This window comes from Planctomycetia bacterium (assembly GCA_021413845.1).
GTDB lineage: Bacteria > Planctomycetota > Planctomycetia > Pirellulales > PNKZ01 > PNKZ01.
Window position 1 is genome coordinate 40,783 of sequence record JAIOPP010000024.1, and the last position, 26,589, is coordinate 67,371.

Here is a 26,589-nt window from a genome sequence, read left to right on the forward strand (position 1 = left end):
GAGGAACGCTTATTCTAATCTACCGACGCGAGATCGTGGGAGGCGTCTCGCTTGGAGGGGATGGTTCGCGAAACCGCTAGCGACGGGCCTGGCTGCGGCGATTGCGACTCACTTAGCTAGGAAATCGCCGGGGCTGGCCCGAACTTTTCGCCGACTTTCACTTGGTAGCCGCGCAGAAACTCGCCGGCAGGCATAGAGCGCTTGCCGGCTGGCTGAAGCTCTTGCACGACGAGCAGGCCCTCGCCCGTCGCAATGACGAACTCTTCTTTGGAGACTTCCGTAACCACCCCCTGCGTAGCCGCCGCGTCTCCTGCTGCGCTGGTGGATTCACGAATCGCCGCGCGACACAGAATTACGCGCAACGGCTCCACACCGGCACGCAACCAGTGCGTTGCCGTTCGCGGCCACGGCTCGAGCGCTCGAATCTGATTCTTAATCTGCAAGGCCGTTCGGCTCCAATCGACTTCTCCGTCGGTCTTCCTGAGCCGCCGCGCCGGAGTCGCCAGCGCGGAGTCTTGCACGAGCGGCTGCACCGCCCCGACTGCCAAGCGTTCGACGATCTCGACAACCAGCGGAGCCCCCAGCGCCGCCAGCCGATGTTCCAACTCGACGGCGTTTTCTTCCGGATCGATCGCGAGTTTGGCTTGCATGAGACAAGCGCCGGCGTCGACCTTCGACGACATCTGGATCACGGTCACGCCGGTCTCCGCGTCTCCGTGGAAGATCGCCCAATTGATCGGGGCCGCGCCACGATACTTCGGCAACAAGGAGCCATGCAGGTTGATGCCGCCGAGTCGGGCCGTGTCGAGTGTGGCGTTCGAGAGAATCTGCCCGTAGTCGGCCACGATGAATAAGTCGGGACGAAGCTCGCGCAGCTGCGTACGCGATTCGTCGGTATTGATACTTTCCGGGTCGAGGATCGGCGTGCCGCGGCTTTCGGCAACGGCTCGCATCGGGCTCGGCGGAGGTGCGCGATTGCCGCGGGCCGTGCGAGCGGGCTGTGTGACGAGTGCGACGACCTCGTGCCCTTTAGCGCGAACCTCATCGCTCAGCATCGCTTCCAGCGACGGGACCGCGAACGGCCCCGTTCCCATGAAGACGATCCGTAGCGCCGCGGCGGAGGTAGTGTTCGATATCGTCATCGCGTGCGCATTCCGAGAGGGTTCGGGGCGGCAGATCTAAGTGCGCAACTTTTCCAACTCGGCCAGATGCGCAAAGATTTTGGCATCGCTCGGGATCTCTCCCATGCTCCGCTTGCGCTCGAATTCGCCGCGGAATTCTTCGAGTTCGTCCTTCACGTCGATGAGCGCGGTTTGGCTGAGCCGGTCGATGAACATGACGCCGTCGAGATGGTCGTTCTCATGTTGCACGACCCGCGCGAAGAGCCCTTCGGCAGCGTATGTCGCCGCTTGCCCCGACAGGTTGTACGCGGTGACGTGGATATGGCTCGGCCGCCGGACCGGCGCATAGAGCTTCGGCAAACTGAGGCACCCCTCTTCGGCCTCTTCGCTTCCCTTCGGCTTACTGAGCACGGGATTGATGAAGACGAATTCTTGTTCGGTCTCGCGCGAGTCGCCGGTCTCGTTGACGACGAACAGTCGATACGGCAGCCCGACTTGCGGCGCGGCCAAGCCGATCCCCTTTTGCTCGTACATCGCGTCGAACATTTCGCGAATGATCGTTCGCAATTCGGCATCGACGCGCGTCAGCGGCTTTGCCGGCCGCAGCAAGGTGGGGTGAGGATATTTAAGAACTTGCAAGAATCGAAACTCCGACGGACGGGACGCGGCGATCAAAAGGAAACCGCGAATTATAAGGAAGCGTTGCGGTTCGCAGTAGGCGGAAGCATGCTTCGGCGGCCGACAAGGCGTGTCCGTTTTCATCGCCTCGCGTTGACTCTCATGCGGCAAGCGGCCTAGAATTGCGCAACGAATCTCGCAATTCCTTTCCATAGAACGGGTTGCGCAACGACACACCACCTCGCAAGCGTTTTTCCGCGTGTCCCGAACCTCAACTCCAAACCTACCGCTGCCGACCGCCGACGCCGCCTCGGCCCGATCATCCAATGATCCGGTTCGTCGTTGGGTGGTGATGCTGGAGACCTGGGGACTTTCCGTCCTATTCCACGTCTCGCTCATCGTCGTGCTTGGGCTTTCGTGGAAAGCGACGACAAAGCCCGCCGGTGCGGCACCGGAGATTCTCCGCACCGTCGAACTTGTGGCGAAGCGCGAGTCTGCCGAGGGACCGGTCTACGTCGATCGTGCAGCGGCCGAAGCGCAAGCGGCTGCCGCGGCAGCGAACCCGTCCCCCGTCAATGTTCAGCAACTCTTAGGGGGCGGCGGAATGCAGTCGCCGGTCGACATCGGCTCGGCTCTGCCGAAAGCGGCCGACGTCGCAGGCCTCGGGCTCGGTAGCGGCCCGCCGATGTTGGGTGGCGGCAACTTATTGGATGGCCCCTCGGCCAAGACTTTTCCGGCCGGCGGCAAGGCTCGCACCAAGGTCTACGGCCTAAACGGCGAAGGGTGGAAATTCGTCTACGTGTTCGATCGCTCGGGCAGCATGGGAGGCTCCGGCAATCGAGCGTTGAACTCCGCCAAGAACGAGCTGCTGAAAAGCATCGCCGACCTCGGTGAGACGCATCAGTTTCAAATCATCTTCTACAACGAACAACCGACGATCATGAAGTTCAACGATTCGTCTCAACTGATGTTCGGCAACGATGCCAACAAGAAGCAGGCCCGTTCCTTCGTCGGCGGGATCACGGCCGACGGCGCTACCGCTCATGAACCGGCTCTCTTACTCGCCCTGCAACTTTCTCCCGACGTTATCTTCTTCCTCACCGATGCCGATCAGCCGGAACTCTCACCCGCTCAGTTGCAACGTATCCAACAGCGTAACAAAGGCGGTGCGACGATCAACACGATCGAATTCGGACTCGGGCCGAAGATCCGCAAAGAAAATTTTCTCGATCGCCTCGCCGCGCAAAACAACGGCGGCAGCGTCTATGTCGACATCAGCGCTCGCGCAGCGCCCTAGACGTCACGACTCCTTAACTTCTCTCATGCCTTCTTGGTCGCGCCGTGTTCAATCGCCCGCTACTCTGGTTCACGCTCGCCGGCTTCGCCGCTTGCGGCACCGCGCATGCGCAAACGCCGACACCGCTCGACACGGTCGTCGTCGCTCCCCGTCCGGAAGAGCCGGGCCGGATCATCATGACGGGTCGCATCGTCGACTACACCGGTGCGGCACTCGTGATCGAGCTTTCCTCCGGAAAGCAAACCGTGCCCGGCAAGCGCGTCGTCGAAGTTCGCAGCACTTGGTTACCGGAGCAACTCGCGGGAGAAGAGCTTTGGCGCAGTCGCGACTACGCCGCCGCTGCGGCGAAGTTTCAAGCCGCGCTGGCCGGTGAGCAACGGCGCTGGGTTCGTCGCAAGCTGCAAGCGCGCATCGTCGATTGCTTGCGCGAAGACGAACGTTGGGGGGCGGCGGCCGATCACTTTATTGCGCTCATTCGCGACGATCCGACGACCCCCTATTTCACTTCGATCCCCCTCCCCTGGACCACGATATTCCCCGATCCGGTATTAGAAAAAAAGGCCCAGGGTTGGGCCGCCGATCGGAATACTTCGGCGGCCGCGCTGTTCGGCGCTGCCGTGTTGCTTTCGACTCCGGCTCGCGCCGAAGGGATCAATCGCTTGAAGGAACTCGCGCTCGACGGCGACGCGCGCGTGGCGCTTTCGGCCGAGGCTCAACTGTGGCGCAGCGCGGCCGTGACGGCGGACAACGCCACCGTACAGACCTGGGAACGGATGCTCGATAAGCTCCCCGCCGATCTCGCGGCGGGGCCGGCCGTAGTCGTCGGACGCGCCTGGGCTCAGCGAAACGAACCGGAACGCGCGGCGCTGGTGTTGTTACGCGTGCCGATTCTGCATGCCGATCAACATCGACTCGCCGCCGAAGCGCTTTGGAGCGCAGGCCAGATGCTCGAACGACTCACGCAACCGAACCAAGCCGCCGAACTTTATCGTGAACTAAGACGCGACTTTCCGAAGGCATCGGTCGCCGCACAGGCGGGCGATCGCTTGAAGGAACTCCGAACTGAACTCAAAACGGAATAGACCGAAGGACGAACCGGGATGGAACGCATGGATGGACAACCTGACGCGAACTCGTACGCACGACTAACGAAACGTGGATGGTCGCGCTACGCGACTCCCTGCGCCGTTGCGATCGTCGTTTTAGGCGCGATCTTGGTGACAACTTCGCTCGAAGCGCAATCTGCGGCAAAGCCTGCGGCCGGAAACACGAAACCTTCGGCGGCTGCTCCCGCGGAGTTCGACAACAGCTTTTTCGGCATGATTAAAGCCGGCGGTTGGGTCGGCCATACGATCATTCTGCTGTCCGTCGTGGCGGTTTCGATCGCGATCGAACACTTACTGACGATTCGACGTAAGACGCTGATTCCAGCGAGCCTGCCGGAAAAAGTGCGCGATCTGCTGCGTGCCGGGCAATACGCGCAAGCCGATCAACAATGCCGTTTGCAGCCGAGCACGTTGGCGTCGGTGTTGCAAGCGGGCATCGGCGAGATCGACGGCGGCTGGCCGGTCGTTGAGAAAGCGATGGAGGACGCGATGGGAGAACAGGCCGCGAGGCTGCATCGCAAAGCGGAATATATTTCCGTCATCGGCAACATCGCACCGATGCTCGGGTTGCTCGGCACCGTGATCGGGATGATCGAAGCGTTCAGCGTCGTCGCCGAATCGCAAGGGACCGCGAACGCCGGCGAACTGGCACGGGGCATTTATCTGGCGCTCGTCACGACCGTCGAAGGGCTCGTCGTCGCGATTCCGGCATTAGCCGTGTTCGCGATCTTTCGCAATCGGATCGACGGACTCGTCGCCGAGACTGCTTACGTCGCGCAGCATGTGTTTGCGCCGTTGCGTCGGGCCGCGGCCGCCGGCGCAATCTCTCCGCCACCGACGCGGCGCCCGGCTCCTCCTCCGCCGCCGATCGCGGGACCGGCCTAATGCGACTCCCCAAAAACAAAGATCGCGGAAGCCTCGAGTTCAACATGACGCCGATGATCGACGTCACGTTTCAACTCATCATTTTTTTTCTCGTATCGAGCCACTTGGCGAAGCAAGAGACCCTCGTCGAGCTCGATTTACCGTCGGCCGAAAGCGGCGTCGAAACGCTCGAAGAAGATGCCCATCGCCGGTTCACGGTCAACGTCACTCTCGACGGCGGTTTAGTCGTCGCCGGAGAATCGCTCGACGAATCGCAACTCGGACGACGCCTTGCCGCACAGCGCGCCAAGAACGACAAGCTCGAAGTGCGCATTCGAAGCGACCGCCAAGTCGAATACGGCCGCGTGAAGCCGATCTTGAAAGAGTGCTTAAAAAACGATGTTTGGAAAGTGACTTTCGCGGTCATGAAGCAAGGCCCGTGAAGATATGCTTTTCCTTTCGTCATCCGTTCTTAGCGATTCCGCAGTCATCATAATTTAGATCTTCGTCATCCACGCCCATGCGTCTTTCCGGCTACCAACGCTCCTCCGCGACGCGATTCGATTCGCAGATGACGCCGATGATCGATGTCGTGTTTCAGTTGCTGATCTTCTTCGTCTGCACCGTCAGCTTTCAGAAACAGGAGCAATCGCTTCCTGCGACTCCGCGCATGTCCGCGAGCGCCGGTGGAGGCAAGGTGGCCGATCGCCCCCCTCCCGAACTCGAAGACTTGCAGCAAGTCGAGCTATCGCTTTCGCGTCGCGGCGGGGCCACGGAGTGGAACGTGAACAAGGATGTTTGCCGGACGCTGGCGGAGGTTCGAGCCAGGCTCGCCGCGCTGGCCCGCATTGCGCAGTACAAGACGATCGTCCCTGTCGTGCTCGATGCGGCCGACGACGTCCCTCTGGCCGATGCGATCGATGCCTACGATCTTTGCCTTCGGCTTGGCTTCCAGAAGGTTCAATTCGTCACGCCGGAATAAATTAGCTGCTAGTTCGCCATGCGCAAGACGTCGCTCATCCTCGTTTTTAGCTTGTTCGCAATTTCATGGGCGACCTCGGCGCCGGTGCGCGGTGATCTTTCGGAAACCTCGGAAGCCCGTTACCTCGCAGGGTTGCGCGAGCGTCGGTTGTTTTCGCTGGTCGAAGCGTATTGCCGACGCCGGCTCGGCGAGGCTTATCTCATCGAGCGGCGTCGGGCCGAGCTCACGGTCGAACTGAGTCGCACGGCTCTCGAAGCGGCGCTATTCGCGAAGTCGCCGGAGCGCGAAGAGCTCGCGGCCCGCGCGCTGAAGATCGTCGACGATGAACTCCGCAACAAACCATCGAGCGCATGGCGACCGCTCCTCGACGTGCAGCACGGCCTCGTCGACCTCGTGTGGGGAGAGCGCTTGCGCGAAGAGGCGCAACTGTTGGACGTCGGCGAGCCGCAACTCGAACAGGCCCGCGCACGATTGCGAACCGCCGTGATGCAACTGAAGCAGGCTCGCACCACGCTCGAAGAACGACTTCGCGAGCTGAATCGGACACGGCCGAGCAATGTCGATTCGCCGCTGAACTCAGATGTTCCCGACGCCGATGATTGGGCTTCGTTGCGACGCAACGTCGACTATCAACTCGGTCGAGCTTATCGCAATCAAGGAGAAAGCTATCCGCCGCGCAGCGCCGACCGAGCCTCTTCGCTCGAACTCGCCATCGAGACGTTCGAGTCGCTCACGCGCGCCGAGTCGACCGACTCGATCACCTGGCAAGCCCGGCTCGAAGAGGTTACGTGTAAGCGATTGCTCGGCGACCTCATGGCCGCCGAGCGTGTACTCGATCTCGTCGATGCGCAGGCTCCTCCGGCCGATGTGGCCGATCGAGCGCGGGCCCAGCGCATTCGAGTGCGCATTCTTGCCGGTCGACTCGACGAAGCGCGCAAGTTTCTCAGGCCGGAAGATACGGATGCCGCGAGCAATGCCGATGCCGACGTGCGACTCGCTGCGCTCGAATGGCTGATCGCATCGACCGTGGCCGAAGAGAAAGCCGGCCGCACGAGCGAAGCCACGGAAGTTCGCGCCCGCGCCGGAGCGCTGACGAGGCTCATCGCCGAGCGGCAAGCACCGTACTGGGCTCGACGCGCCGAAGCATTGGCGGCGAGCGCCGTCGCAACTTCACCGGCGGGTCATGGCGACTCTTCGCTCGCGGTCGCGGCGGCGAGCTTCTATCGGCAAGGAAACCTCGACAAAGCGATCGAGATTTACGACCAACTCTTCACACAGGCTTGGTCGAAGCGGCAGCAAGAACTCGCCTTCGATGCGGCTTTCACGGCCGGAGCGATCGAGCAAGGCCGCAAACGCCACGAAGCCGCGGCCGAGCGATTCGCAAAGCTTTCGCAAACGCTTGCCGATCATCCTCGCTCCGCCGAAGCGCAGCTCTTGGCTTCTTATAACCTCGGTCAAACGCTGCTCGCGACGCAAGCGAATCCCGATCTGCTGCAAGCCGGCCTTGCGCGTTACGCGCAATCGCTCGAAACGCAGATCAGGCAATGGCCGAACGCGAAAGAAACGGCGCAAGCCCGCGTGTGGCTCGGCCGATTGCGCACGCAGCAACGAGCATGGGACGCCGCGGCGCAAGCGTTCGGCGCCGTGGGGCTCGACGCGTCCCTCGCGCTCGAAGCGGTACAAGGATTGATCTATTGCCGTTCCGCACAGCTGGCTGCACTGCGCGCCGCGGCACAGCCCACCGAGCCGGCGTTTTCGGTCATCGAAATTGAGCTGAGTCGTTACGTGCCGGGCTATCCCGATCGAATCGCATCGCCGATGCCGCCTGCTTCGAGAGCCGCCGCGATCTCGCTGGCGAAACTCGGGCTCCTTTACGGCAAGCAGGACTTTGCATCCGGATCTTCGGCAACACACGCATTGAGCTTGATCACGGCCGTGGCCGGCGAACCGGAATTACCGGCCGAGGAAAGATCGACGATAGAGGTGTGGATGATCGCCGCACTCAGCGCGACGCATCGGCTCGACGATGCGCTAAAGCGAGCGGTGCAACTCAAGACCGCGAATCCGCGCGACGCGTCGGCGGTCGTCCAACTTCTCGATGCGATGCCGACCGCAAGCGACGGTATCAATTTAGTTCGGGCTCAAACCGTGATGCGGCTGATCGGGCTGCTTCCATCGCAACGAGAACTGCTGAACGCCACGGAGCGGTTGCCGGTCGATCGGGCGGAGGCGCGTGCGCTCGACTTGCTCGGCCCTGCCGGCGAGACACGTCGTGCGTACGATGCGCTCGCGCGCAACTATCCGCAAGACGGCGATGCGCAGCTTGCTTATGCGGAGTTCTTGTCGAAGCAGACGGATCGAGAATCGCTCACGATTGCAGCGGCGAAGTGGCGTGAGATCGAGCGAGCCTCCTCCGAGAGTTCGCCTCGCTGGTATCGCGCGCGACTCGGCATGGCCGAAGCATACGACAAGCTCGGCGACCGCGCTCGGGCCAAGCAACTCATCGAACTAACCCAAGCATTGCATCCCGAACTCGGAGGCCCGACGTTGAAGCCGAAGTATGATGCGCTGCTGATGCGGTTGAACACGACGAAGTAACCGCTTCGCCAATCCGGCTACGAGCCCAGAATGGCGAGGTTCGGCGCAAGCTGCTGAATTTGCTCGTCCATGAAGCGAGCGATTTGCGCGGTCGTGCGCAGCTTCAAGACTTGCTTTAAGATCGCTTCGGCATGCGCCGCCTTCAGCTTACCGAGCAAGTCTTTGATGATCGGCACGAAGGCAGGGCTCATGCTGAAGCTACGCAGCCCCATTCCGAACAGCAGCACGCACGCTTTCGGCGCGGCGGCGATCTCGCCGCAGAGGGTTACCGGCTTATTGGCCGCGCGGCAAGCTGCGATGACTTGCGTAAGCACTTGCAAGACGGCCGGGCTGAAAGGATCGCAGAGCGCACTGACCTTGGGGTTGTCTCGATCCGCGGCCATGAGATATTGCACGAGATCGTTCGAGCCGATCGAGACGAAATCGGATTCTTCGAGCAACACGTCGATCGAAACGGCCGCGGCCGGCACTTCGAGCATCATCCCGATCGGCACGCGCGCGAAGGGCACTTTGCGTTGGATCAATTGCCGCTCGGCCCGATGAACGAAGGAGCGAATTTTGCGCATCTCTTCGACCGTGGTGACCATCGGAAACATCAGCCGCACGCTCTTCGGCGCGTCGTCTTCGGCGGCAGCCCGGAGCACGGCACGGATCTGCGCGAGAAAAAACTGCGGGTGCTCGAACGAGATTCGGATCGAGCGCCAACCGAGAAACGGGTTCGCCTCACGACTGTCGCCGATGTACGCGATCTTCTTGTCGCCGCCGACGTCGAGGGTGCGGATCGTGATACGGCGGTTCGGAGCCGCGGCGATCGCATCGCAGTAGGCTTGGTACTGCTCCTCTTCGTCGGGCACATCCGGATGCGTCAAGAATAGGTATTCGGTCCGATAGAGACCGACGCCCGACGCTCCCATGCCGCACGCCGCACGAGCATCGGCCACGCCGCTGATGTTGGCCTGCAGTTGCACGACTTCGCCGTCGGCCGAGATCGACTGCGAGTGGCAGTTGTGAGCCAGCGTGTCTTTGAGGTTCGCGAACTCGCGTTGGAGCTTGCGATAAGCGACGAGCGTTTCGTAGTCGGGATTGAGAATGACGTGGCCGTTGCGGCCGTCGACGACGACGCAATCGCCGTTCGCCGCGTTTTTCAGAACTTCTTCGACGCCCGACACGGCCGGAATGCCTCGGCTGCGCGCGAGGATCGCGGCATGGCTCGTTCGGCCGCCGGCTTCGGTGACGATGCCCGCCACTTCGCGGTCGCCGAGCGTAAAGACATGCGAAGGAACTAACTCCCCGGCGATCAGGATCGAAGGCTCGTCGTCTTCGGTAAGATCGCCGGCGTCGAGCTTCTTCGCGCCGCGCCCCTCGTCGAGATGAGCCGTAAGGCGAATGATGACGTCGCGCACGTCGGCCAATCGATCTTTGATGAACTGATCGACGGCCGAGGCGAAGAGCTGCGTGTATTCCGCCGACAAACGCTGCAAGGCCGCGGCGGCCGACAGCTTCGAGTCGACGACCCAAGCCCGAACTTTGGCCGTGAAGGAAGGATCGTGCAAGATCGCTTCATGGGCCTGAAAGATCGACGCGTGTTGTTCGCCGAGTTGCTCGCGCACCTTTTTGTAGACTGCCCGGAGATCGGCTTCCGTTTTCTCGCGCGCCGCATCGTAGCGCGCGAGCTCTTGCAGCACGTCGGCATCGTTCAAGGGGCGGGAGTCTTCGCCGATGAAGATGTCGTGGATGCAATAGGCCCGACCGATCGCAACCCCCGGCGAAACGGCGACCCCGCCGCGAAACACGATCGGCTTCTTCGTCGCAGTCTTAGTTTCGCGGCGCGGTGCGAGCTTCGTGATCTCGGGCGACGATGCTCCGTCGGCCGGCGAAGTCGTCGAGGTTTTTCGTGATCGCGCCATCGAACGAGTCGTCCGCCGTGACTTCTGAGAAGGCATCCGTGGGCCGGCTTTCCTCGTTATCGGAAGGCCGAGCACATCAAGCCGTTGTAGCGAAACGAACCGATCGGAGCAATCGCCCGCCGGCCGCGGAGTACGGCAGGCGATTGAGCGATCAGCGTGCGTTGGGATCGGAAGTCGTCGTGGATCCGCCGGTCGCCATCGACGAGGAGCCCTGCGACGGCCCTTGCGACATCGCTCCGCCGACGACATGGGGCGAAGCCGCCGCGATGTTGATCGAAAGCGTAGGTCGGGCCGTGCGCTGAGGCACGGCCTTCGGCGGGGCCGCAAAGCGTGGTCGCAACAGCCAGAAGGCGAGAAACCGCAATACGGCCGAGGCAGCGAAGATGCCGAGATAGACCTCGCGACGTTCGCCGAGAGATAAGAGCACCGCTCCTCCTACAAGCGAGCCGATCACCGACGCCAGCGAGTGGCCGAAGTTGAAGGTCGTCAGCACGCTCGTTCGTTCTTCTTTCGGAAGCATCTCGAAGAACAGCAGAAACCACGCCAATTCGTAGCCCGCCCACGCCACGCCGCCGATGACTTGCAGCACGACAAGGAAGCCGAAGTTATTGCTGACGAGCCACATCGCCGACAACGGCATGATGCCGATCGCACCCCATAGCAGCAGCTTGCGCGCCCCATAGCGATGCGCCATGTGGCCGAGCCAAGGGAGCGAGAGCATCTTGGCCGCAAAGGCCGAAGCGACGAGGATCATGTAGCTCACATACGAGAGCTTCATCTGCTTGAGCATGTAGGGAGTGAAGAACGGACCGGAGAGTTGCACAGCCGCCTGCACCGCCATGAGATAGAGCAAGAACTTGCCGTCGGCACGACGACCGATGCGCGACGCGAACTCGCGCAACGACACATGCCGATCGGCTCCGCTCGGTGCGACCGGTTCGGTCTTCCTAGCGAGCGCGATCGCCGAGACGAACCGACTCAGGCCCGCCGCCGCGAACAGAGCCGCGAACGCTAAGAGCGTGGCGCCACGACTGTTTCCATATTGCAAGGCCATGCCGGCACCGACGAAGCCGAGCAACGTGCCGGCTTGCACTAAGCGCGTGCGCCAAGCAAAGAAGCGGGCACGAATCGGAACCGGTACGAGCGTACCGATCCAAGTATTCCAAGCCGGGCCGGTGGCGAGCCCCGCCCCCCAGTAGATCGAGGTGAAGAGAAACACGAGCGCCGCCGGAACACGCCGATCGACAGCCATCACGACGAGCGGAATGAACACGGCCGCTTGGATGCAAACGCAAGCAACGATCCAGCGCCGATAAGAACCGATGCGCTGCAACAGATGCGGCGAGGCGAGTTGCAACAGCGAACCGACCAAGAGCGGTAACGTAGCGACGAGTCCGGAGGAGACTTGGCTGAGCCCGAGCGCGAGCGCGAAGGCCGAGAAGTAGGTTTCGCCGCAGCCGACCATGAGGCTGAAAGCGGTGCCGTCGATCAGGCTCGAGGCGAGGTTGCGACGGAGTTCGGTTCGCCGACCCGTGGCGTTGGGCGCACTTGAAGCTTGGTCGCCGGTCGTGCTAGGCAGGCTCGGCGCGGAGGGGGCCGGAGCGGCAGCGGCGGCAGGAACCGGGCGCGGGCTCGGTTGTGGTTTCGCTACGCGCGACGAACCTGCGGAAGCCTGAGGGCTGGAGGACGGCGGAGACTGGATGGGTGCGATCACGAGCGTGGAGCGAAGACTGAAAAAGGTCGGCGAGCTGATATCGTATGCGCAAGCCGGGCGGAAAGGGAAACCGTTTCTTCGGGGGCGGCGATCATAGGAACCTCACGTGGAGGCCGCAACGGCAGAGTCCGCCGAGTGCGCAAGTCTTTTATGTAAAATAAGTTACATCGAAACCACTCGCTGATCACGAAACTGCGGAAGGATGTTTGCACCCATACTGTATGTTGCTCACAATTGAACTTCGGTCACACACCTTTTAGTGAATTCTCGATTCTCGAGAGTTCTCGCGCGGACAAAGATATGAATCGTCGCCGATTCTCGATTCATTTCTTGTTCTGCTGCGCGTCGCTGATTCTTCAGCAACCCCTCTTTGGTCAAGATGTTGCGACTCCGATAGCGAAACCGACAACCGCGCCCGTCGCGGTGCCGGCAGCCACCACTTCGACCGACGAAACCGATCGTCGGCTCATCGCAACGCTTCGCTCCGAGATCGAACCGGTGCTCGATGCGCCGGAATTCAAGCATTCGCATTGGGGCGTGCTCGTCGTCGATGCCACGACCGGCAACACCCTCTATGAGCGAAACGGGGATAAATTGTTCGCGCCGGCAAGCGTCACGAAATTATTTTCCGTTGCCGCGGCGTTCGACGAACTCGGCGGCGACCACAAGTTCGAGACGCCCCTCTATGCCCGCGGCAATCTCGACCCAGCCGGCGTGTTGGAAGGAGATCTCATCCTCGCCGCATCGGGCGACCCGACGATGGGGGGACGAACCGACGAAGCCGGCGGAATTGCTTTGGAGAACGTCGATCATACTTATGCCGGCTATTCCGCGAAGGCGCGGCTTACGAAGCCCGACCCTTTGGCGGGGCTCGACCGTTTGGCGAAGCAAGCTTACGAGCGAGGCTTGCGCGAAGTGCATGGCGCGGTGCTCGTCGACGATCGACTATTTCATTCGGCGATGAGTTCGGGAAGCGGACCGTCGCGCGTATCGCCGATCACGATCAACGACAACGTCCTCGATTTTACGTTCACTCCCGGCGCAACGGGGAAGCCGGCCGAAGTCGATTGGCGGCCGAAAACCTCGGCTTATACGATCGACTCGCAAGTCACGACCGGAGCGAGCTCCTCGAAAACTTCGATCACGATCGACGAACCTTTACGCGGCACGATCACGATTCGCGGCACGATTCCGCACGGCCACGTGCCGCTGGTGTTGACCCATGAAGTCGAGCATCCGGCATCGTTCGCTCGCTCGCTGTTGATCGAAGCGTTGCGACGGGCCGGGGTTCGAGTCGAAGCTTCGCCGTTGGTCGAGAACACGATCGACAAGCTGCCCCGGCGTGAGGCGCAGGCGATGCTCGATAAGCTGGCGGTATTGGAGTCGCCGCGGTTTGCGGAAGAGATGAAGCTCACACTCAAGGTGAGCTTAAACCTTCACGCCACGATGATGCCTCTGTTGGTAGCGACGAAGCACGGCAAGCGAACGATGGCCGAGGGATTGCGACTGGAGCGCGAAGCGTTGGCCCGGCTCGGCGTCGATGTCGATACGATCTCGTTCGCCGGAGGAGCCGGCGGCGACCGAGGAGACTACGTGACGCCGCGCGCTACGGTGCAGTTATTGACTGCGATGGCGAAGCGGCCCGACTTCGAGACGTATCGCGATGCGCTGCCGATCTTAGGAGTCGACGGTACGCTGGCAAACGCGGTCGAAAAGAGTTCGCCGGCGCTGGGCAAGGTGCGCGCGAAGACCGGCACGCTTTCGTGGTCGAATCTATTGAACGATCGGCCGCTCTTGCAAAGCAAGGCTTTAGCCGGTTATGCCGAGACGAAAAGCGGCCGAACCGTGGTGTTTGCGTTTTTCGTCAACCTGGTTCACATCAAGGAATCGGCCGATCGCGAACGGATTGGGCGCGTGCTCGGAACCCTGTGCGAGAAGTTGCACGGGGCGCTCTAGACTGGTACAGTCAAAGGCTCGATTTTTCGAAGCTACGACATCGTGCCGCTCCCGTGTGTCAGGTGTCGCGCCGTCGCCGCCCCCTTCGCCTCCGCTCGAAAGTTTTGCGTCATGAAAGCCGTCGCCGTTCGTCCCGGTTCGCCCAATAGCGTGCATCTCGTCGACACCCCGGCCCCGAAACTCGGCGACGTTCCCAACGGCCGCGGGGTGCTGGTGAAGGTGCTTAAAGTCGGAGTCGATGCCACCGACAAAGAAATCAACGAAGCGAAGTACGGCAACGCGCCGACCGGTTTCGATTATCTCATCATCGGGCACGAGGTGTTCGGCGTCGTCGAAGAAGTCGGGCCGAAGGTCACGCACGTCAAGCCGGGCGACTACGTCACCTGCACGGTGCGGCGCCCCGGCTCGTCGATCTACGACTTGATCGGCACGAACGACATGACGAGCGAAGAAACGTACTACGAGCGCGGGATCAATCTTCGGCACGGATTCATGACCGAGCGGTTCGTCGACGATGCCGAGTTCGTCGTCCGCATGCCGCAAGGGCTCAAACACTTGCACGTGCTGGCCGAGCCGATGAGTTGCGCTGCGAAGGCCGTGAGCCAAGCGTATGAAGCGCAGCGGCGTTTGAAAGTGTGGCGACCGCAACGGGCCTTCGTGCTCGGCGTCGGCCAGATCGGTTTGTTAACGACGCTCGTGCTGCGATTGAAGGGAATCGAAGTTTTCGCTCTGGCACGAAGCGCTGCCGGTACGTTGAATTCGAAGATCGTCGAACAACTCGGCGCGAAATATGTGAGCACGCGAGAAACGTCGCCGGCGGAATTGGTGAAGAAGGTCGGAAAGGCCGACCTAATCGTCGAGGCGACCGGCAATAGTTCTTCGGCCTTCGGGGCGATGGAAGCGCTCGGACACAACGGCGTTCTCGTCTGGACGAGCATCACCGGCGGTCAGGCCAAGACGGAAGTGCCGAGCGATAAGATCAACATCGAGTGGGTGCTCGGCAACAAGTTGCTGCTAGGAAGTGTGAACGGCAATCGCGACCACTTCGAGATGGGAATCAAAGATCTCTCGCAAGGAGAACTGATGTACCCGGGAGTGATCCAACAAATCCTTACGACGCCGGTGCGCGGCCTCGACAACTATCAAGAGATGATGCGGCTGTTGGTCGAAGGAAAACACCTGAAGGTGTTCGTCGACGTGGCGGAAGGGTAAGCCGAGCCGTTACTGACAAGCACACGGCTGCGCACCGTAGGGCTGCGCATACGTTTGCGTCGGGACCGGTTGCTGCGGTTGGATCGCCGGAGCGGGCATCGCCGGGTAGCAGTAGCCGTTGTAGAACGACCCACCGCGCTGCCAACAGCAAAGTCGGCAACAGCCGGTCGCGTTGAGTGCGAGGAAGGCGAGCGCGCAGCCGCTAAGAAATTTTCGCATAATCGATACTCGGAGTGCTTGAATCGTGCGGCAATTTGGAAATGCGACGACGCACGAAGCGACGTCGAAAGGCCGAGATTCGGGCAGACTGGGATGTGAAGTCGTGACGTGAGCAAGGCGGGGCGAGAGATTAGGGAAGTCGCCCCGGAACGTCAAGAGCGGTGCCGCTCCACATAGACTGCCCGCGAATCAATTCCGATTCGTACGCCCGGAAAGCGATGCGACGACGGCGATCAGCTCCGACGGAATCACCGGCTTCGCGAGGTGAACTTGGTAGCCGGCAAGCAGCGCCTTACGGCGATCATCGGCACGCGCGAATGCCGTCAGCGCCACTGCCGGCACGTTCGCTTTGTTCGGCCCTTCGGCCGCGCGAACACGACGAATGAACATGTAGCCGTCTTCGCCCGGCATGCAGATATCGCTGATGATGATGTCGGGACGTGAAGCATTGAACGCCTCAACGCCTCCTTGGGCGCTGGGAGCAATTTCCGTATCGGCGCCGCAGCGACGGAGAATGCGCGACAAAATCTCACGCGAGTCGCGCTCGTCGTCGACGACGAGAATCTTCAACCCGGTAAGGTCAGGCATGCGCTCGAGCGCGGCATGCTCGAAACGGGACGTTTCATTCGCGACGACGTCGCGCGGCTCGACGTCGTGCGTCACTGCCACGATCGGCAGGCGTACCGTGAACGTCGATCCCAACCCTATCCCGCGACTGTCGGCATGCACGGATCCGCCGTGGAGCTCCGTAAGATGGCGAACGATCGCGAGCCCGAGCCCGAGTCCTCCTTGCATGCGCATGGTCGAGGCATCCGCTTGGCGAAAGCGATCGAAGACGTACGGCAAAAACTCCGGAGCGATTCCCTGCCCGTCGTCTTGAACGCTGATTTCGACTTGGCTTTCGACGCGGCGCAGACGGAGCGTTACCTTCCCGGACTTCGGCGTGAATTTGATCGCGTTGGAAAGCAGATTCCAAATGATTTGCTGTAGACGACCGGAATCGCCCATGATCGGCCCGGCGCCGGGATCGACGATGCGGATGATTTGAATCCGCTTTCCGTCGGCAGCGGAACGAACCGCTTCCACGGCCGCATCGAGGACGCTCGCCATTTCCACGATTTCGACGTTCAACCGAAGCTTGCCGGAGATAATGCGCGAGACGTCGAGCAGGTCTTCGATCAGCTGTGCTTGCGCCTTGGCATTGCGATCGATCACGTCCATGCCGGTTTGTACTTCGCTCGGCGAGAGTTCGCTGATCTTGAAGAGTTGCGTCCAGCCGAGAATCGCCGTCAGCGGAGTGCGTAATTCGTGAGATAGAGTCGCAAGAAATTCGTCTTTCAAGCGATTCGCAGTCTCGGCATCGCGACGAGCCGATTGTTCGGCGGCGAGCAATCGCGAGCGTTCTTCTTCCGTTTCTTTTCGCTCGGTCACATCGCGAACGATGGTCGTGAAACCGAGCAGGTTTTTCTCTTCGTCATAGATCGCGGTGACGCTGCCGCTGGCGAAGAAACGGGAGCCGTCGTTGCGCTCGTGCCATCGTTCGTAGCTGAACGCCCCCTGCTCGGCCGCCGATTGAAGATCGCTCTTCGCTTCTTCTTCCGTGGCAAAGACGATGCTGTAGGGCTGGTCGGTAAAGTCGTCGCGACGGTAGCCGAGGATCCGCTGTACCCCTTCGTTCCAACTGGTGATGGTGCCGCGCGGGTTCGAGGTGAAGATCGCGTATTCCTGCACATTACGCACCAGCGATTGGAAGCGGACTTCCGATTCACGTAAAGCCCGTTCCGCTTCCCGCGCACGCAGCAGAGCGCGAATGGTAGCGATGAATTCCAGCGGGTTGACGATATCGGTGAGATAAGCGTCGGCCCCGCTATCGAGTCCTTGAACGCGGTCGCCCGTTTCGACCAACGTCGCCGACATGTGGACGATTGGAATCGACGACGTTGCCGCATCGCTTTTCAAACGGCGACAAACCTCGAAGCCGCTCATGTCGGGCAGTTTGACGTCGAGCACGATCATAACCGGGCGCTCTTGCGCGCGCTGCAGCCCCGACGCACCGTCGGCGGCTTCGATGACCTCGAAGCCTTCCGCTTTTAAGACGCGGCAAATGCTGTAGCGTTTGGCCTCGTCGTCGTCGACGACGAGAATTTTATTTTGCGAGTTCATCGCTCCGCCTCTCCGGTCGATCGTTCAAACCGACGGTCGTAAGTATATCGCGTAGCTTTCGTCCCTGCTGGAGTCCGGTTCCTTCTTCTTTTCGCAGCACGGCGACGACGTGTCGCTCCAGATCGCGCCGTTCGGAATCCTTTAAAACCTGAGAACTGTAGATCACGATCGGCACGTCGCGCGTCCGTTCCGAATTGCGAACCGCTTCTAAAACCGCCGAGCCATGCATGTCGGGCATATTCAAATCGAGAAACACGATCTTCGGCTTCAAGGCGTCGATCATCTCCAAGCCTTGCCGGCCCGACGAGGCTTCGATGATCTTGAGTCCGTATTCTTCCAGTCCTTTGCGCAGCACGTAGCGAGCTGCGTCGTTGTCATCGACGATCAACACATCGGTCGGCTCTTCCCTCGCCGGGAGCTCGACGAACGAACTCGGTTCTTGCTCCGCAGGATCCGCCAATTCGGCGAAGTCGAGCGCGCTCCAGCGGATCGGAACTCCGACGGAGAAAGTCGAGCCGCGGCCCGGTTCGCTGACGACCGAGATCGAGCCGCCGAGCAATTCGGCGAAGCGTTTCGACAGGGCGAGGCCGAGCCCAGTTCCCTTGCTGCGACCTTGCAGTCGGTTCTCGACCTGCACGAACTCCTCGAAGATGCGTTCATGATCCGCCGCAGCGAGGCCGACGCCCGTATCGCTTACGAAGAAGCGGATCCAATCAGGGCGTTCCGCGTCGGGTCTGGAACCGACGCGCACTTCTCCCGCGTCGGTGAACTTCAAGGCGTTGGAGATGAAGTTACGCAGAATCTGAGCGAGCTTGCCTTCATCGGTGTAAAGCTTGATCGAGGGAGAGTCGTCGAAGACGAGCGTGACGTTCGGATTCACCAACAGCGGACGCATGATGCCGCGCAATCCGGTCATCATTTCGTCGACGTAGAACCATGTCGAGCGCACGACCATCCGCCCGGCGTCGACCTTCGCGAGGTCGAGGAGGTCGTTGACCCAGCCGATGAGATTATGCGCCGACTTCTTTATCAGCGACACTTGCTTGGTTTGCTCGGTGCCGAGCGTGCCGTCGAGACCATCGAGCAGCATTTGCGAAAGACTGAGGATCGAATTGATCGGCGTACGAAATTCGTGGCTGACGCCGGAATAGAAGCGGGTCTTCTGTTCGCCCGCTTGTCGGAGCGATTCGGCCTTTTGTTCCAACTCGGCATAGAGTGCCACGACGCCCCGGTTCGTTTCTTCCAGTTCTCGATTCAGCTGCGCCAACGTCGCTTGATTGGCGCGGAGCTCGCTTAGCGCGTGCAGGAGCTCTTGATTCTGCGCTTGGTATTCTTGATAGATGTTGCGCGGAGTGAACTTCGCGAGTTCGGCCTGCAGATCCTCGACGCGCACCGTGCTGCGCATAGTCCCTTTACGAGAATGCTTCTTAGCGAAGGTTAAGGTCGTGGCGGTCTCCGAGACCTGCGAATCGAACTCATCCATCATGCGACGTGCGGCCAGGAGTTCTTCCGCGCGGTCCAATCTCCGAGTCGCCGGGGCATCGGTTCCTGAGTCGGGAAGATAAAAGCGAAAGTAAAGGAAGTCCGAAGCGAGATCGTCGATGTAAATTTCGACCGTAGCTCCTTTGCCGCACTGGCGCGCCAAGCGGGCCACATCCGAGACGATCGCCGAAATGCGGACTTGATCGGGCGTATCGAAGCCGAGCGATTGCGAGATCTGCCGGGCTTGCTGACTCGCCGAAACGACATCCTGCTCGTAAGCGAGATCGATGAAGACTAAGCGTTTTTCCATAACGTGCTCCGGCCTAAGTCGACGCCACGACGACCGTCGCGTCGTCCTTGCCACGTTTGAAATCACGATACAAAGCGGCCGCGAGCAGCGCCGGATCATGGCCGATCAACCCAGGATAAGCCATCAGGCCCGTCTGCGTGAGAAGTCCGTCGGAATATAGAGCGACGACCGCGCCGAGCGGCAGCGCATAGGTGAACTCGCGCGGCTTCGGCGCCGCGCAGCCGAGCGTACCGTTGATCGAAACCATTCGCTGCGTCGATTCCGGAGTAGCGATGAAACCGACCACATTGCCGATCCCCGCATAAGTAACGTGACGAGAAATAAGATCAAGCGAAGCGATCGATACGGCAGCACCGCGCGTGGCTTTCAAAGCTTGATGAATCTCGTCGAGCTGTCTCGCCGGTGTACTTGCTTCCAACGAACGAAAGACTCGGATGGCTTCGCTCGCAGCCTTATGCGCCGCGATACCATGGCCGAGGCCGTCGGCGACGATGACCGTGATGTTCGTCGGACTTACTCGCGCGTCCCAAGCATCGCCGCAAACCGTTTCTCCCGGATGCGGAACGGAAACCCCGCGTACGCGGTACTCCGCCCTGCTCGCATCGAAGGTTTTGCGATTTCCGACACGAACGAGTTGCACGGTCCCCACGTCGGGTTTGCTGAAGATATCCCAGTGCGAGGCAAGGCGACGAATGGCGCTCAAGCCCATGCCGCGACTACCGGCCGTGGAGAAGCCATCCTCGAAGCAACGCTCGACGTCGTACATTCCCGGCCCACGATCGAGGGCGAGAAGTTCGAGTCCGCCGTCGCCATCTGCTTGCAGGAGCAGTTGTCCGTCGCGAGCATGTTTGACGAGATTGGTCGAGAGCTCGTTGACGATCAAGCCGAGATTGCCGAGCGCTATGCCATCGAGTCCGAGTCCTTCGGCGAATTGCACGGCACGTCGGCGCGCATCGCCGACATGGTTCGCTTCGAGAACGGGAATAACGAGCGGCGGAAGGCGCATGCGTTTACATCCACTTAGTCGCGACGACGCGCGTTCCTTCACCGGGACGAGAGACGATGTCGAACTCGCTGACCAACCGTTTGGCTCCGCTGAGCCCCATGCCAAGCCCTCCTCCGGTGGTGTAGCCGTCGGTCATCGCGAGTTTCAAATCGGGGATGCCGGGCCCTTGATCTTCGAAGATCATTCGGAGCCCTTTACGCTGATCCTTGACGACGACTTCGAGAATCAACTTCCCCCCTTTGCCGTAAACGAGCGTATTGCGCGCAAGCTCGCTGGCCGCCGTCACGATCTTCGTCTGATCGACGAGCTTGAACCCCAAGGCGACGCTCGCGACGCGCACTGCTTGGCGCGATTTGACGATGTCCATTTCCGCGGCGATTACGATCGTTTCCGACTTGAGTGCCGGCTCAGACTTGAGGATCGTCATCCGAATCCTCCTAGGAAGCGACATGCACGGCATTCTGCAAGAGCTTCATCCCGCGCTCGACATTGAGCGCCGTCTTCACTCCGGAAAGAGACATGCCGAGCTCGACGAGCGTGATCGCGACGGCAGGCTGCATGCCGACGATCAGCGTCTCGGCATCGAGAATGCGCGACATCGACGCGATGTTGGCAAGCATGCGCCCGATAAAAGAGTCGACCATTTCCAAGGCCGAGATGTCGATCAAAACTCCTTTCGATCTACTTTTGACGATGCGTGTCGTCAGGTCTTCCTGAAGCGTCATGGCGAGTTGGTCGTGCATGTCGACCTGAATCGTCACGAGCAAAAAGGGTCCCATTTGGAGAATCGGAATACGTTCCATAGCGGTTCTCCCTTACGATTGGCCTGCGGGAGAACCGGCGACACGCGTCTTCTTCACTACGGTCAATTGAGCGCGATCCAACGCGCTCGCAAACGCATCGCGCAACGACGCTTTCGTGGAGACGGTATTGAGATCGATCCCGAGATGCACGATCGTCTGCGCGATCTGGGGACGAATGCCGCTGATGATGCACTCGGCACCCATCAAGCGTGCGGCGGTCACTGTTTTCAAAAGGTGTTGCGCCGTGAGCGTATCGACGGTCGGAACACCCGTGATGTCGATGATCGCGATCGCCGAGCCGGTTTCGACGATCTTATTCAAAAGCGATTCCATGACCGTTTGGCTACGCTCGCTGTCGAGAGTACCGATGATAGGCAGTGCAAGGATACCGTCCCACAATGAAACTACCGGCGTCGAAAGCTCGAGCATGTCTTGCTGTTGTCGGTTGATGATCGACTCGCGTACTTTTTGATAGCTCTCCGCGGTGAATAAGCCGAGCAAGTCGAGGAGATGGTTGAATGTGAGGGCATCATCGAGAGCCCGCTCCGTTTCTTTCCCACCTGCTTTGCGTAAGCGGCTCGTCACAGGACCTTTTAAGGAGAAAATGAAAAGCGCCGTTTCCGTGGGGGTAAAGCCACGCTTGGCGCGATCTTCCGAAAGGCTCATTAAGAACTGTCGGGTATCGGCCCAGGAATCGCCATGAATGTCGTCGATGCTCCCGGTTTGAACGCCGTGAACGAGTAATCGCAGGAAATCACGGCTTTGGTTTTTCAGCTCGCTTTCGGCAATCAGGTCTCGACGGATCGACTTGAGTTGTTCGCCGATCCATTCATTGAGAAGTTCGGATTGGTTTTGATCGAGAAATTCCGCAAGACGCGAGGTGTTCTTCGGCCCCATGGTTCAGAGTTCCCTAAATGGATTCGATGGGTGAGGAGCCCAATATAGCGAAAGCGTCGGCCGTCGATAGCGACCGACGCTTTCAGATTAATCGTTGCGGCAATCGGCGACTCTCTTCAAGGACACGAAAAAGGAACGGCCGGGACGTCTCTCAAATCCCGACCGTTCCGCTTTTAGCATGCGAGTGTAATCATCTCCGCTCGAATGAAGCCCCATGTTAAGGAGTCGTAGGGTTCGCCTGGTTGACGCTGTCGTACACACCATTGAGTTGCGTACGTAGCCCTTCAAATCGTGCCCTATCTGCGGCGGAAGCACCAGTTCCGGCATTGTCGAATTGCGAACGCAACGCGTTGAGCTGGAAGCGAACCCGATCGTTTCTCAGTCGCGCATCGGCCGGAGTTTCGTTGGTAGGAGCCGTGAGATCGCTCCGAAGCGAGCCGAGGCTATCGTTGAAGCGCGAGAGCTGCGTTCGCGTCTCGCCGGTCGCACCGTTCATCGCAGTACGAAGATCGCCCGTGAAGCGCTCAAAGCTTTGCGATGCGGTATTTGGAACTCCATTCACCGGGTTTGATTTGGTGGAATTCGTACCGACGCTAATATTCCCGACTGCACCGTTAGCAGTAGCATTAACACCCCCCGCATTGGCTCCATTCGTTGTGCCATTACCAGCAGATCCATTGGTGGCTGTTCCTGTCGGGTTCGTTCCACCGGCGGTCGCTCCGATCCCCGTGGAAACTCCCGTCGAGGTCGTTGTGCCGGAGCCGATCGCACCGCTGCTCCCGGACGTGATGCCGTTGGCGGCTGGAGGTATGGCCGTCGGGCTCGTCCCGTTGGTGTTGTTCGTGCCGTCGGCATTGAAGTTCGAGCCTGTGTTCCCGATTCCGGTCGAAACTCCGGTATCGGTTCGCGTTCCGCCGAGTTGCGGAACACTGAAGTTCGGGTTTGCTTGCCCTGCCGAGCCGTTGCGACCTTGAGTCCCATTTTGCATATTTGCATTGGTCCCGGCACCGGTCGTGCCCGTGATCGCAGCGTTACCGTTAACGGCTCCACCCAGATTCGAGCCGCTGTTCGCTGCGGGCGAACCACTTCCATTGGCACCGTTCGCACCGGCACCACCGTTGGAGTTGGAGAACGCAGCGCGTCCACTGGAGAGATCGACGTGGATCGTATGTACTTGGCCGTTGCGGCGAATGCCGATCGTCGATAATCCACCGACCCCAGCCGTGTTCTGCAAACCGTTGATGAGATCGGTCTGCGAACCGATAGGGTTACCGTTTAAGGAGAAAATTTGATCCCCCATCGTCAGGCCTGCCTTTTGAGCGACGGCTCCTTGATTGAGCGTCGTGATCGTCAGGCCGTTACCGGTGGAGTCGTCAACGGTGATACCGAGTTGCCCTCTTTGCAGAGTGGTGTTCATCGCTTGGACGGCATCAGCAGGATTTCCTCCCTGCCCTGCATTCGTTGTTCCCACAGTACCATTCGCATTCACGGCTCCATTCGGACCGACCGTGCCTACTCCGTTGACTCCTACTCCATTACTCCCTACTACTCCGTTAACACCGAAGCCATTCACACCGCCGACTGCTCCCTGCACTACATTATTCTGCCCTGTGGCATTTCCAGCCGCTCCCGGAATGGCGCTATTGGTTCGGACGCCGTTAGCCCCGTTTTGAAACGTGTTGGTGCCGTTGCCGCCGGCGTTGGTTCCCAGTCCGGTGCGATTCCCGTTGGGTCCGAAGGTGCGCGTGTTGGTGGCTCCGTTTACGGAACCGTTGGCCGTGCCATTGACGTTCGCGGCACCATTGTTGTTCGCACTACCATTCACGGCACCATTGACTTGCCCCTGCCCGCCGGGAGCATTGATGCCGATGCCGCCGGAACGGCTATTTGTGTTGCCGATTCCGCCGACTCCGCTTCCCGTGACGTTCGTGGAATTGGTCCCTAGGCCCGTGCCTGTCGTGTTTCCATTCGCAGTGCCGTTAACGCTTCCATTCACGCCTGTACCGCCCGCTCCGGCCCCGACTCCCAACGTGCCGCCGGTAGTCGATTGTCCTGAGGGAACAAGCCCATTCGGTCCGACGCTATTGATGCCATTCGGTGTTTGCACTGCGCTCGGCTGAGCAGTCGCGCCGACTCCGCCGACCGCTGCACCAGTACCGGCCCCCGCTCCCGCCGCGCCTCCGCCGGAGGCTCCAACTGCCGCAACTCCGCCTCCCCCCGCGCCAGCGCCACCACCTCCCGATTGGGCGAGTGCCGTTGTGCCGCCGACTAGTGCGACCATAAGGCCCGTCGCCAAAGTACGTCGAATGTCGCCTCGGAAGAGTTCGGTTCGCAATTGCCGAAGTGAATAAACTCGCATGACTAATACTCCGTCCGTTGGAACAACGGGATGATTATTTTGGCTCGACGCATCAACCGATAAGATTGGGCGCTCATGGAGCGCAGAGACTTCCGCAAAGAGGGAGATAGCAAAGGTTGTGCCGCCTTCGCTCATCCCGACCCACGAGGGGAGGAATGCCGGCTGAAACCAAGCTCACCGACACCTCGCATTGCAATCGTCGGATTGAGTGAGTTAAGGCGTTAAATTGCGTAAAATCAGTAGGGTCGCAGGTTTCCTACTTGAATCCTGAGGCGACTTACCGCTTGGCCGATGAAAGTTCAACCTGATCGGGAATGAGGCGCGACCTTGAGCGAAACGAGTCCCTGCAAGTCGGGTTAAATGTCGAAGATAAAAGGGAGTTGTGCGATAATCGAGCGAACCAAGTCTGCGAACCACCGAGCGAAGAGCGCCCCGCCGAATGAAAATTTTCCCGACTCTTCCGCTCCGGCGCTTCATTCATCTGACGACCGTCTTGGTTTCGGTCGTGTTAGCCGCTCTGCCGACGGCCGTCTCAGCGGCCGATTTCGAGTTCGTCGGTGTCGTGGCACTCGCGCTCGAAAAAGATGCCGGTGAACAACTTCGACTTTCCGTCGCGCAGCGCGAAGCGTTGCTCAAGCTCGTCGAGCGCCGCGAGAGCGATGTGCTCGAGCTCGCCTTGCAACTTCGCCAAGCTTCGGCCGACGAACGAGAAGCGAAGCTCGCTCCGCTTCGTCAAGCCTCGGAAGCGGAAGGACTCAAGCTGCTTACCGACGCACAGCGTGCCACACTCGAACAGCTGCGCGTCCGCCGCGCCGGCGGCACGAGCTTCGCCGAGCCGACGATTGCCGCCAAGCTGAAGCTAACCTCGGAACAAACCACGACGATCGCCAAGCTCTTAGCCGAACGCCGTGAGCAACTAAGCCGAGTCGATGGACAAGCGCGCGAGGTGCTGCGCAACACGTTCGAGCAGCGTTTGTTCGCGCTCCTCGCGCCGGAACAGAAGACAGCTTGGAATCATGCCGCCGGCAGCGGCACGCCGACGGTTGCCGTGGTCGAGCGAGGAGCGGCTGGACCACAAGAATCGGCGAAACCAGAAGCAGGGAATCAGGCGACGAACGTTCACGCAGTGGTTGGCGCAATCGTGGCCGGTGCGAAAGAGAACGCGCGCCTTCGCTTCAACTTTCGCTTTCAGCCGTGGGGTGAAGTTCTCGATTGGTTTGCACAGCAGGCCGATCTTTCGCTCGTAATGGATGCTCCGCCGCCGGGCACGCTCAACTATACCGATTCGCGCGAGTATACACCGGCCGAAGCGCTGGACTTGATGAACGGCGTGCTCCTCACGAAAGGTTTTACGCTCGTTCGTCGGCAGCGCATGCTGATGGTCGTCAACTTAGAGGATGGCATCCCGCCGAATTTGGTCCCGTTCGTGCCGGCGGAAAAGCTCGACACGCTCGGCGAATTCGAACTTGCGACGACCCTCTTTCGCCTGGAAAAACTCTCGCCCGAAGATGCCGAGACTGAAGTTCGTCGCCTCGTCGGGCCGCAAGGGGCCGTGGTCGTGTTGCCTCGGGCCGGGCAAGTGCAAGTCACGGAAACCGCCGGCCGGCTTCGTCTCATTCGCTCCGTCTTGCAAGCTTCCTCAAACATGCTCGCCGGAAACGTGACCGGAGACGTGCGTTCCTTCCAACCGGTGCATGTCGGCGTGGAAGATGTCCTGCCGCTCATGCGGCAACTTCTCGACATTCCTGCCGATGGCTATGCCGCGGCCGATGGCTCCTTGCGGTTAGCGGTCGATCCGCTAACCGGCAAGTTGCTCGTCGGCGGCAAGCCCGAGCGTGTGGCGCAAGTCGCCGAGATCATCAAGGCGATCGATGTTCCGGCTCCCGCCGGTGCCGGAGCTACCGCGATCGAAACAGCGCAACTCGAAGTCTACGACGTCGGCGTCTCCGATCCCACGTCGGTCTTGGCGGTGTTG

21 protein-coding genes are annotated in these 26,589 nt (G+C 60.5%); 9 read left to right on the forward strand and 12 right to left on the reverse strand.

Annotated features, from left to right (window positions below):
- Nucleotides 1–116 precede the first annotated feature (116 nt).
- Both fmt and def read right to left on the reverse strand, forming a co-directional pair.
- Nucleotides 117–1,142, reverse strand: a complete 1,026-nt coding sequence (gene fmt / locus K8U03_05125) for a methionyl-tRNA formyltransferase (GenBank protein ID MCE9604269.1) — start codon at nucleotides 1,140–1,142, stop codon at nucleotides 117–119.
- A gap of 36 nt (nucleotides 1,143–1,178) precedes the next feature.
- Nucleotides 1,179–1,883 carry a peptide deformylase gene (def, locus tag K8U03_05130; GenBank protein MCE9604270.1) on the reverse strand — a complete coding sequence of 235 codons (705 nt, stop codon included), beginning with the start codon at nucleotides 1,881–1,883 and terminating at the stop codon, nucleotides 1,179–1,181.
- 115 nt (nucleotides 1,884–1,998) lie between these two features.
- Here def and K8U03_05135 point away from each other — a divergent pair, with 115 nt between their 5' ends.
- The 6 genes from K8U03_05135 to K8U03_05160 all read left to right on the forward strand — a co-directional run bounded on the left by K8U03_05135 (nucleotide 1,999) and on the right by K8U03_05160 (nucleotide 8,586).
- The gene (locus K8U03_05135; protein ID MCE9604271.1) at nucleotides 1,999–3,036 is read left to right on the forward strand and encodes a hypothetical protein; all 1,038 of its coding nucleotides are present in this window, start codon (nucleotides 1,999–2,001) and stop codon (nucleotides 3,034–3,036) included.
- A 44-nt stretch (nucleotides 3,037–3,080) separates the two neighbouring features.
- On the forward strand, nucleotides 3,081–4,118 hold the full coding sequence (locus tag K8U03_05140) for a hypothetical protein (protein MCE9604272.1): 1,038 nt from the start codon (nucleotides 3,081–3,083) through the stop codon (nucleotides 4,116–4,118).
- Between the two features lie 27 nt (nucleotides 4,119–4,145).
- On the forward strand, nucleotides 4,146–5,027 hold the full coding sequence (locus tag K8U03_05145; GenBank protein ID MCE9604273.1) for a MotA/TolQ/ExbB proton channel family protein: 882 nt from the start codon (nucleotides 4,146–4,148) through the stop codon (nucleotides 5,025–5,027).
- Nucleotides 5,027–5,449, forward strand: a complete 423-nt coding sequence (locus K8U03_05150) for a biopolymer transporter ExbD (protein ID MCE9604274.1) — start codon at nucleotides 5,027–5,029, stop codon at nucleotides 5,447–5,449. Before K8U03_05145 ends, K8U03_05150 begins: the two co-directional genes overlap by 1 nt.
- Nucleotides 5,450–5,526: 77 nt before the next feature.
- Complete coding sequence (locus tag K8U03_05155; GenBank protein ID MCE9604275.1) at nucleotides 5,527–5,988, forward strand: biopolymer transporter ExbD; 462 nt, start codon at nucleotides 5,527–5,529, stop codon at nucleotides 5,986–5,988.
- 18 nt (nucleotides 5,989–6,006) lie between these two features.
- Entirely contained in the window at nucleotides 6,007–8,586 is a 2,580-nt protein-coding gene (locus K8U03_05160; GenBank protein ID MCE9604276.1) for a hypothetical protein, read from the forward strand.
- A 17-nt stretch (nucleotides 8,587–8,603) separates the two neighbouring features.
- On the opposite strand, the gene ptsP is transcribed toward K8U03_05160, so the two are convergent.
- Together ptsP and K8U03_05170 are read right to left on the reverse strand one after the other, a co-directional pair.
- On the reverse strand, nucleotides 8,604–10,493 hold the full coding sequence (gene ptsP / locus K8U03_05165; GenBank protein ID MCE9604277.1) for a phosphoenolpyruvate--protein phosphotransferase: 1,890 nt from the start codon (nucleotides 10,491–10,493) through the stop codon (nucleotides 8,604–8,606).
- A gap of 151 nt (nucleotides 10,494–10,644) precedes the next feature.
- A complete protein-coding gene (locus tag K8U03_05170) occupies nucleotides 10,645–12,207 on the reverse strand; it encodes an MFS transporter (protein ID MCE9604278.1) in 1,563 nt (520 codons plus the stop codon).
- A 300-nt stretch (nucleotides 12,208–12,507) separates the two neighbouring features.
- Here K8U03_05170 and dacB point away from each other — a divergent pair, with 300 nt between their 5' ends.
- A complete protein-coding gene (gene dacB / locus K8U03_05175) occupies nucleotides 12,508–14,163 on the forward strand; it encodes a D-alanyl-D-alanine carboxypeptidase/D-alanyl-D-alanine-endopeptidase (protein MCE9604279.1) in 1,656 nt (551 codons plus the stop codon).
- 111 nt (nucleotides 14,164–14,274) lie between these two features.
- Nucleotides 14,275–15,375, forward strand: coding sequence for a glucose 1-dehydrogenase (locus K8U03_05180; protein ID MCE9604280.1), 1,101 nt, complete (start codon nucleotides 14,275–14,277; stop codon nucleotides 15,373–15,375).
- A gap of 9 nt (nucleotides 15,376–15,384) precedes the next feature.
- Here K8U03_05180 and K8U03_05185 read toward each other — a convergent pair whose 3' ends face one another.
- The 8 genes from K8U03_05185 to K8U03_05220 form a co-directional block, all read right to left on the reverse strand.
- On the reverse strand, nucleotides 15,385–15,594 hold the full coding sequence (locus K8U03_05185) for a hypothetical protein (protein ID MCE9604281.1): 210 nt from the start codon (nucleotides 15,592–15,594) through the stop codon (nucleotides 15,385–15,387).
- 189 nt (nucleotides 15,595–15,783) lie between these two features.
- Nucleotides 15,784–17,757, reverse strand: a complete 1,974-nt coding sequence (locus K8U03_05190) for a response regulator (protein ID MCE9604282.1) — start codon at nucleotides 17,755–17,757, stop codon at nucleotides 15,784–15,786.
- Nucleotides 17,741–19,549 (reverse strand): response regulator, encoded by a 1,809-nt coding sequence (locus K8U03_05195; GenBank protein ID MCE9604283.1) that lies wholly within the window; start codon nucleotides 19,547–19,549, stop codon nucleotides 17,741–17,743. The genes K8U03_05190 and K8U03_05195 overlap by 17 nt, the downstream gene beginning before the upstream one ends.
- A gap of 13 nt (nucleotides 19,550–19,562) precedes the next feature.
- Nucleotides 19,563–20,555 (reverse strand): SpoIIE family protein phosphatase, encoded by a 993-nt coding sequence (locus tag K8U03_05200; protein ID MCE9604284.1) that lies wholly within the window; start codon nucleotides 20,553–20,555, stop codon nucleotides 19,563–19,565.
- A gap of 4 nt (nucleotides 20,556–20,559) precedes the next feature.
- The gene (locus tag K8U03_05205) at nucleotides 20,560–20,982 is read right to left on the reverse strand and encodes an anti-sigma regulatory factor (GenBank protein ID MCE9604285.1); all 423 of its coding nucleotides are present in this window, start codon (nucleotides 20,980–20,982) and stop codon (nucleotides 20,560–20,562) included.
- A gap of 10 nt (nucleotides 20,983–20,992) precedes the next feature.
- Nucleotides 20,993–21,358: an STAS domain-containing protein gene (locus K8U03_05210; GenBank protein MCE9604286.1), complete on the reverse strand. Its 366-nt coding sequence runs from the start codon at nucleotides 21,356–21,358 to the stop codon at nucleotides 20,993–20,995.
- 12 nt (nucleotides 21,359–21,370) lie between these two features.
- On the reverse strand, nucleotides 21,371–22,255 hold the full coding sequence (locus K8U03_05215; protein ID MCE9604287.1) for an STAS domain-containing protein: 885 nt from the start codon (nucleotides 22,253–22,255) through the stop codon (nucleotides 21,371–21,373).
- 217 nt (nucleotides 22,256–22,472) lie between these two features.
- Entirely contained in the window at nucleotides 22,473–24,080 is a 1,608-nt protein-coding gene (locus tag K8U03_05220) for a PDZ domain-containing protein (GenBank protein MCE9604288.1), read from the reverse strand.
- Between the two features lie 973 nt (nucleotides 24,081–25,053).
- On the opposite strand from K8U03_05220, the gene K8U03_05225 reads away from it, so the two are divergent.
- The coding region (locus K8U03_05225; GenBank protein MCE9604289.1) for a hypothetical protein at nucleotides 25,054–26,589 on the forward strand (1,536 nt) is incomplete at its 3' end.

What these genes read in the sequence shown, in the direction of transcription:
- fmt (MCE9604269.1), bottom strand. Translation starts at nt 1,142, where the DNA reads ATGACGATATCGAACACTACCTCCGCCGCGGCGCTACGGATCGTCTTC.
- def (MCE9604270.1), bottom strand. Translation starts at nt 1,883, where the DNA reads ATGAAAACGGACACGCCTTGTCGGCCGCCGAAGCATGCTTCCGCCTAC.
- K8U03_05145 (MCE9604273.1), top strand. Translation starts at nt 4,146, where the DNA reads ATGGATGGACAACCTGACGCGAACTCGTACGCACGACTAACGAAACGT.
- K8U03_05150 (MCE9604274.1), top strand. Translation starts at nt 5,027, where the DNA reads ATGCGACTCCCCAAAAACAAAGATCGCGGAAGCCTCGAGTTCAACATG.
- K8U03_05155 (MCE9604275.1), top strand. Translation starts at nt 5,527, where the DNA reads ATGCGTCTTTCCGGCTACCAACGCTCCTCCGCGACGCGATTCGATTCG.
- K8U03_05160 (MCE9604276.1), top strand. Translation starts at nt 6,007, where the DNA reads ATGCGCAAGACGTCGCTCATCCTCGTTTTTAGCTTGTTCGCAATTTCA.
- ptsP (MCE9604277.1), bottom strand. Translation starts at nt 10,493, where the DNA reads ATGGCGCGATCACGAAAAACCTCGACGACTTCGCCGGCCGACGGAGCA.
- dacB (MCE9604279.1), top strand. Translation starts at nt 12,508, where the DNA reads ATGAATCGTCGCCGATTCTCGATTCATTTCTTGTTCTGCTGCGCGTCG.
- K8U03_05180 (MCE9604280.1), top strand. Translation starts at nt 14,275, where the DNA reads ATGAAAGCCGTCGCCGTTCGTCCCGGTTCGCCCAATAGCGTGCATCTC.
- K8U03_05185 (MCE9604281.1), bottom strand. Translation starts at nt 15,594, where the DNA reads ATGCGAAAATTTCTTAGCGGCTGCGCGCTCGCCTTCCTCGCACTCAAC.
- K8U03_05190 (MCE9604282.1), bottom strand. Translation starts at nt 17,757, where the DNA reads ATGAACTCGCAAAATAAAATTCTCGTCGTCGACGACGACGAGGCCAAA.
- K8U03_05195 (MCE9604283.1), bottom strand. Translation starts at nt 19,549, where the DNA reads ATGGAAAAACGCTTAGTCTTCATCGATCTCGCTTACGAGCAGGATGTC.
- K8U03_05200 (MCE9604284.1), bottom strand. Translation starts at nt 20,555, where the DNA reads ATGCGCCTTCCGCCGCTCGTTATTCCCGTTCTCGAAGCGAACCATGTC.
- K8U03_05205 (MCE9604285.1), bottom strand. Translation starts at nt 20,982, where the DNA reads ATGACGATCCTCAAGTCTGAGCCGGCACTCAAGTCGGAAACGATCGTA.
- K8U03_05210 (MCE9604286.1), bottom strand. Translation starts at nt 21,358, where the DNA reads ATGGAACGTATTCCGATTCTCCAAATGGGACCCTTTTTGCTCGTGACG.
- K8U03_05215 (MCE9604287.1), bottom strand. Translation starts at nt 22,255, where the DNA reads ATGGGGCCGAAGAACACCTCGCGTCTTGCGGAATTTCTCGATCAAAAC.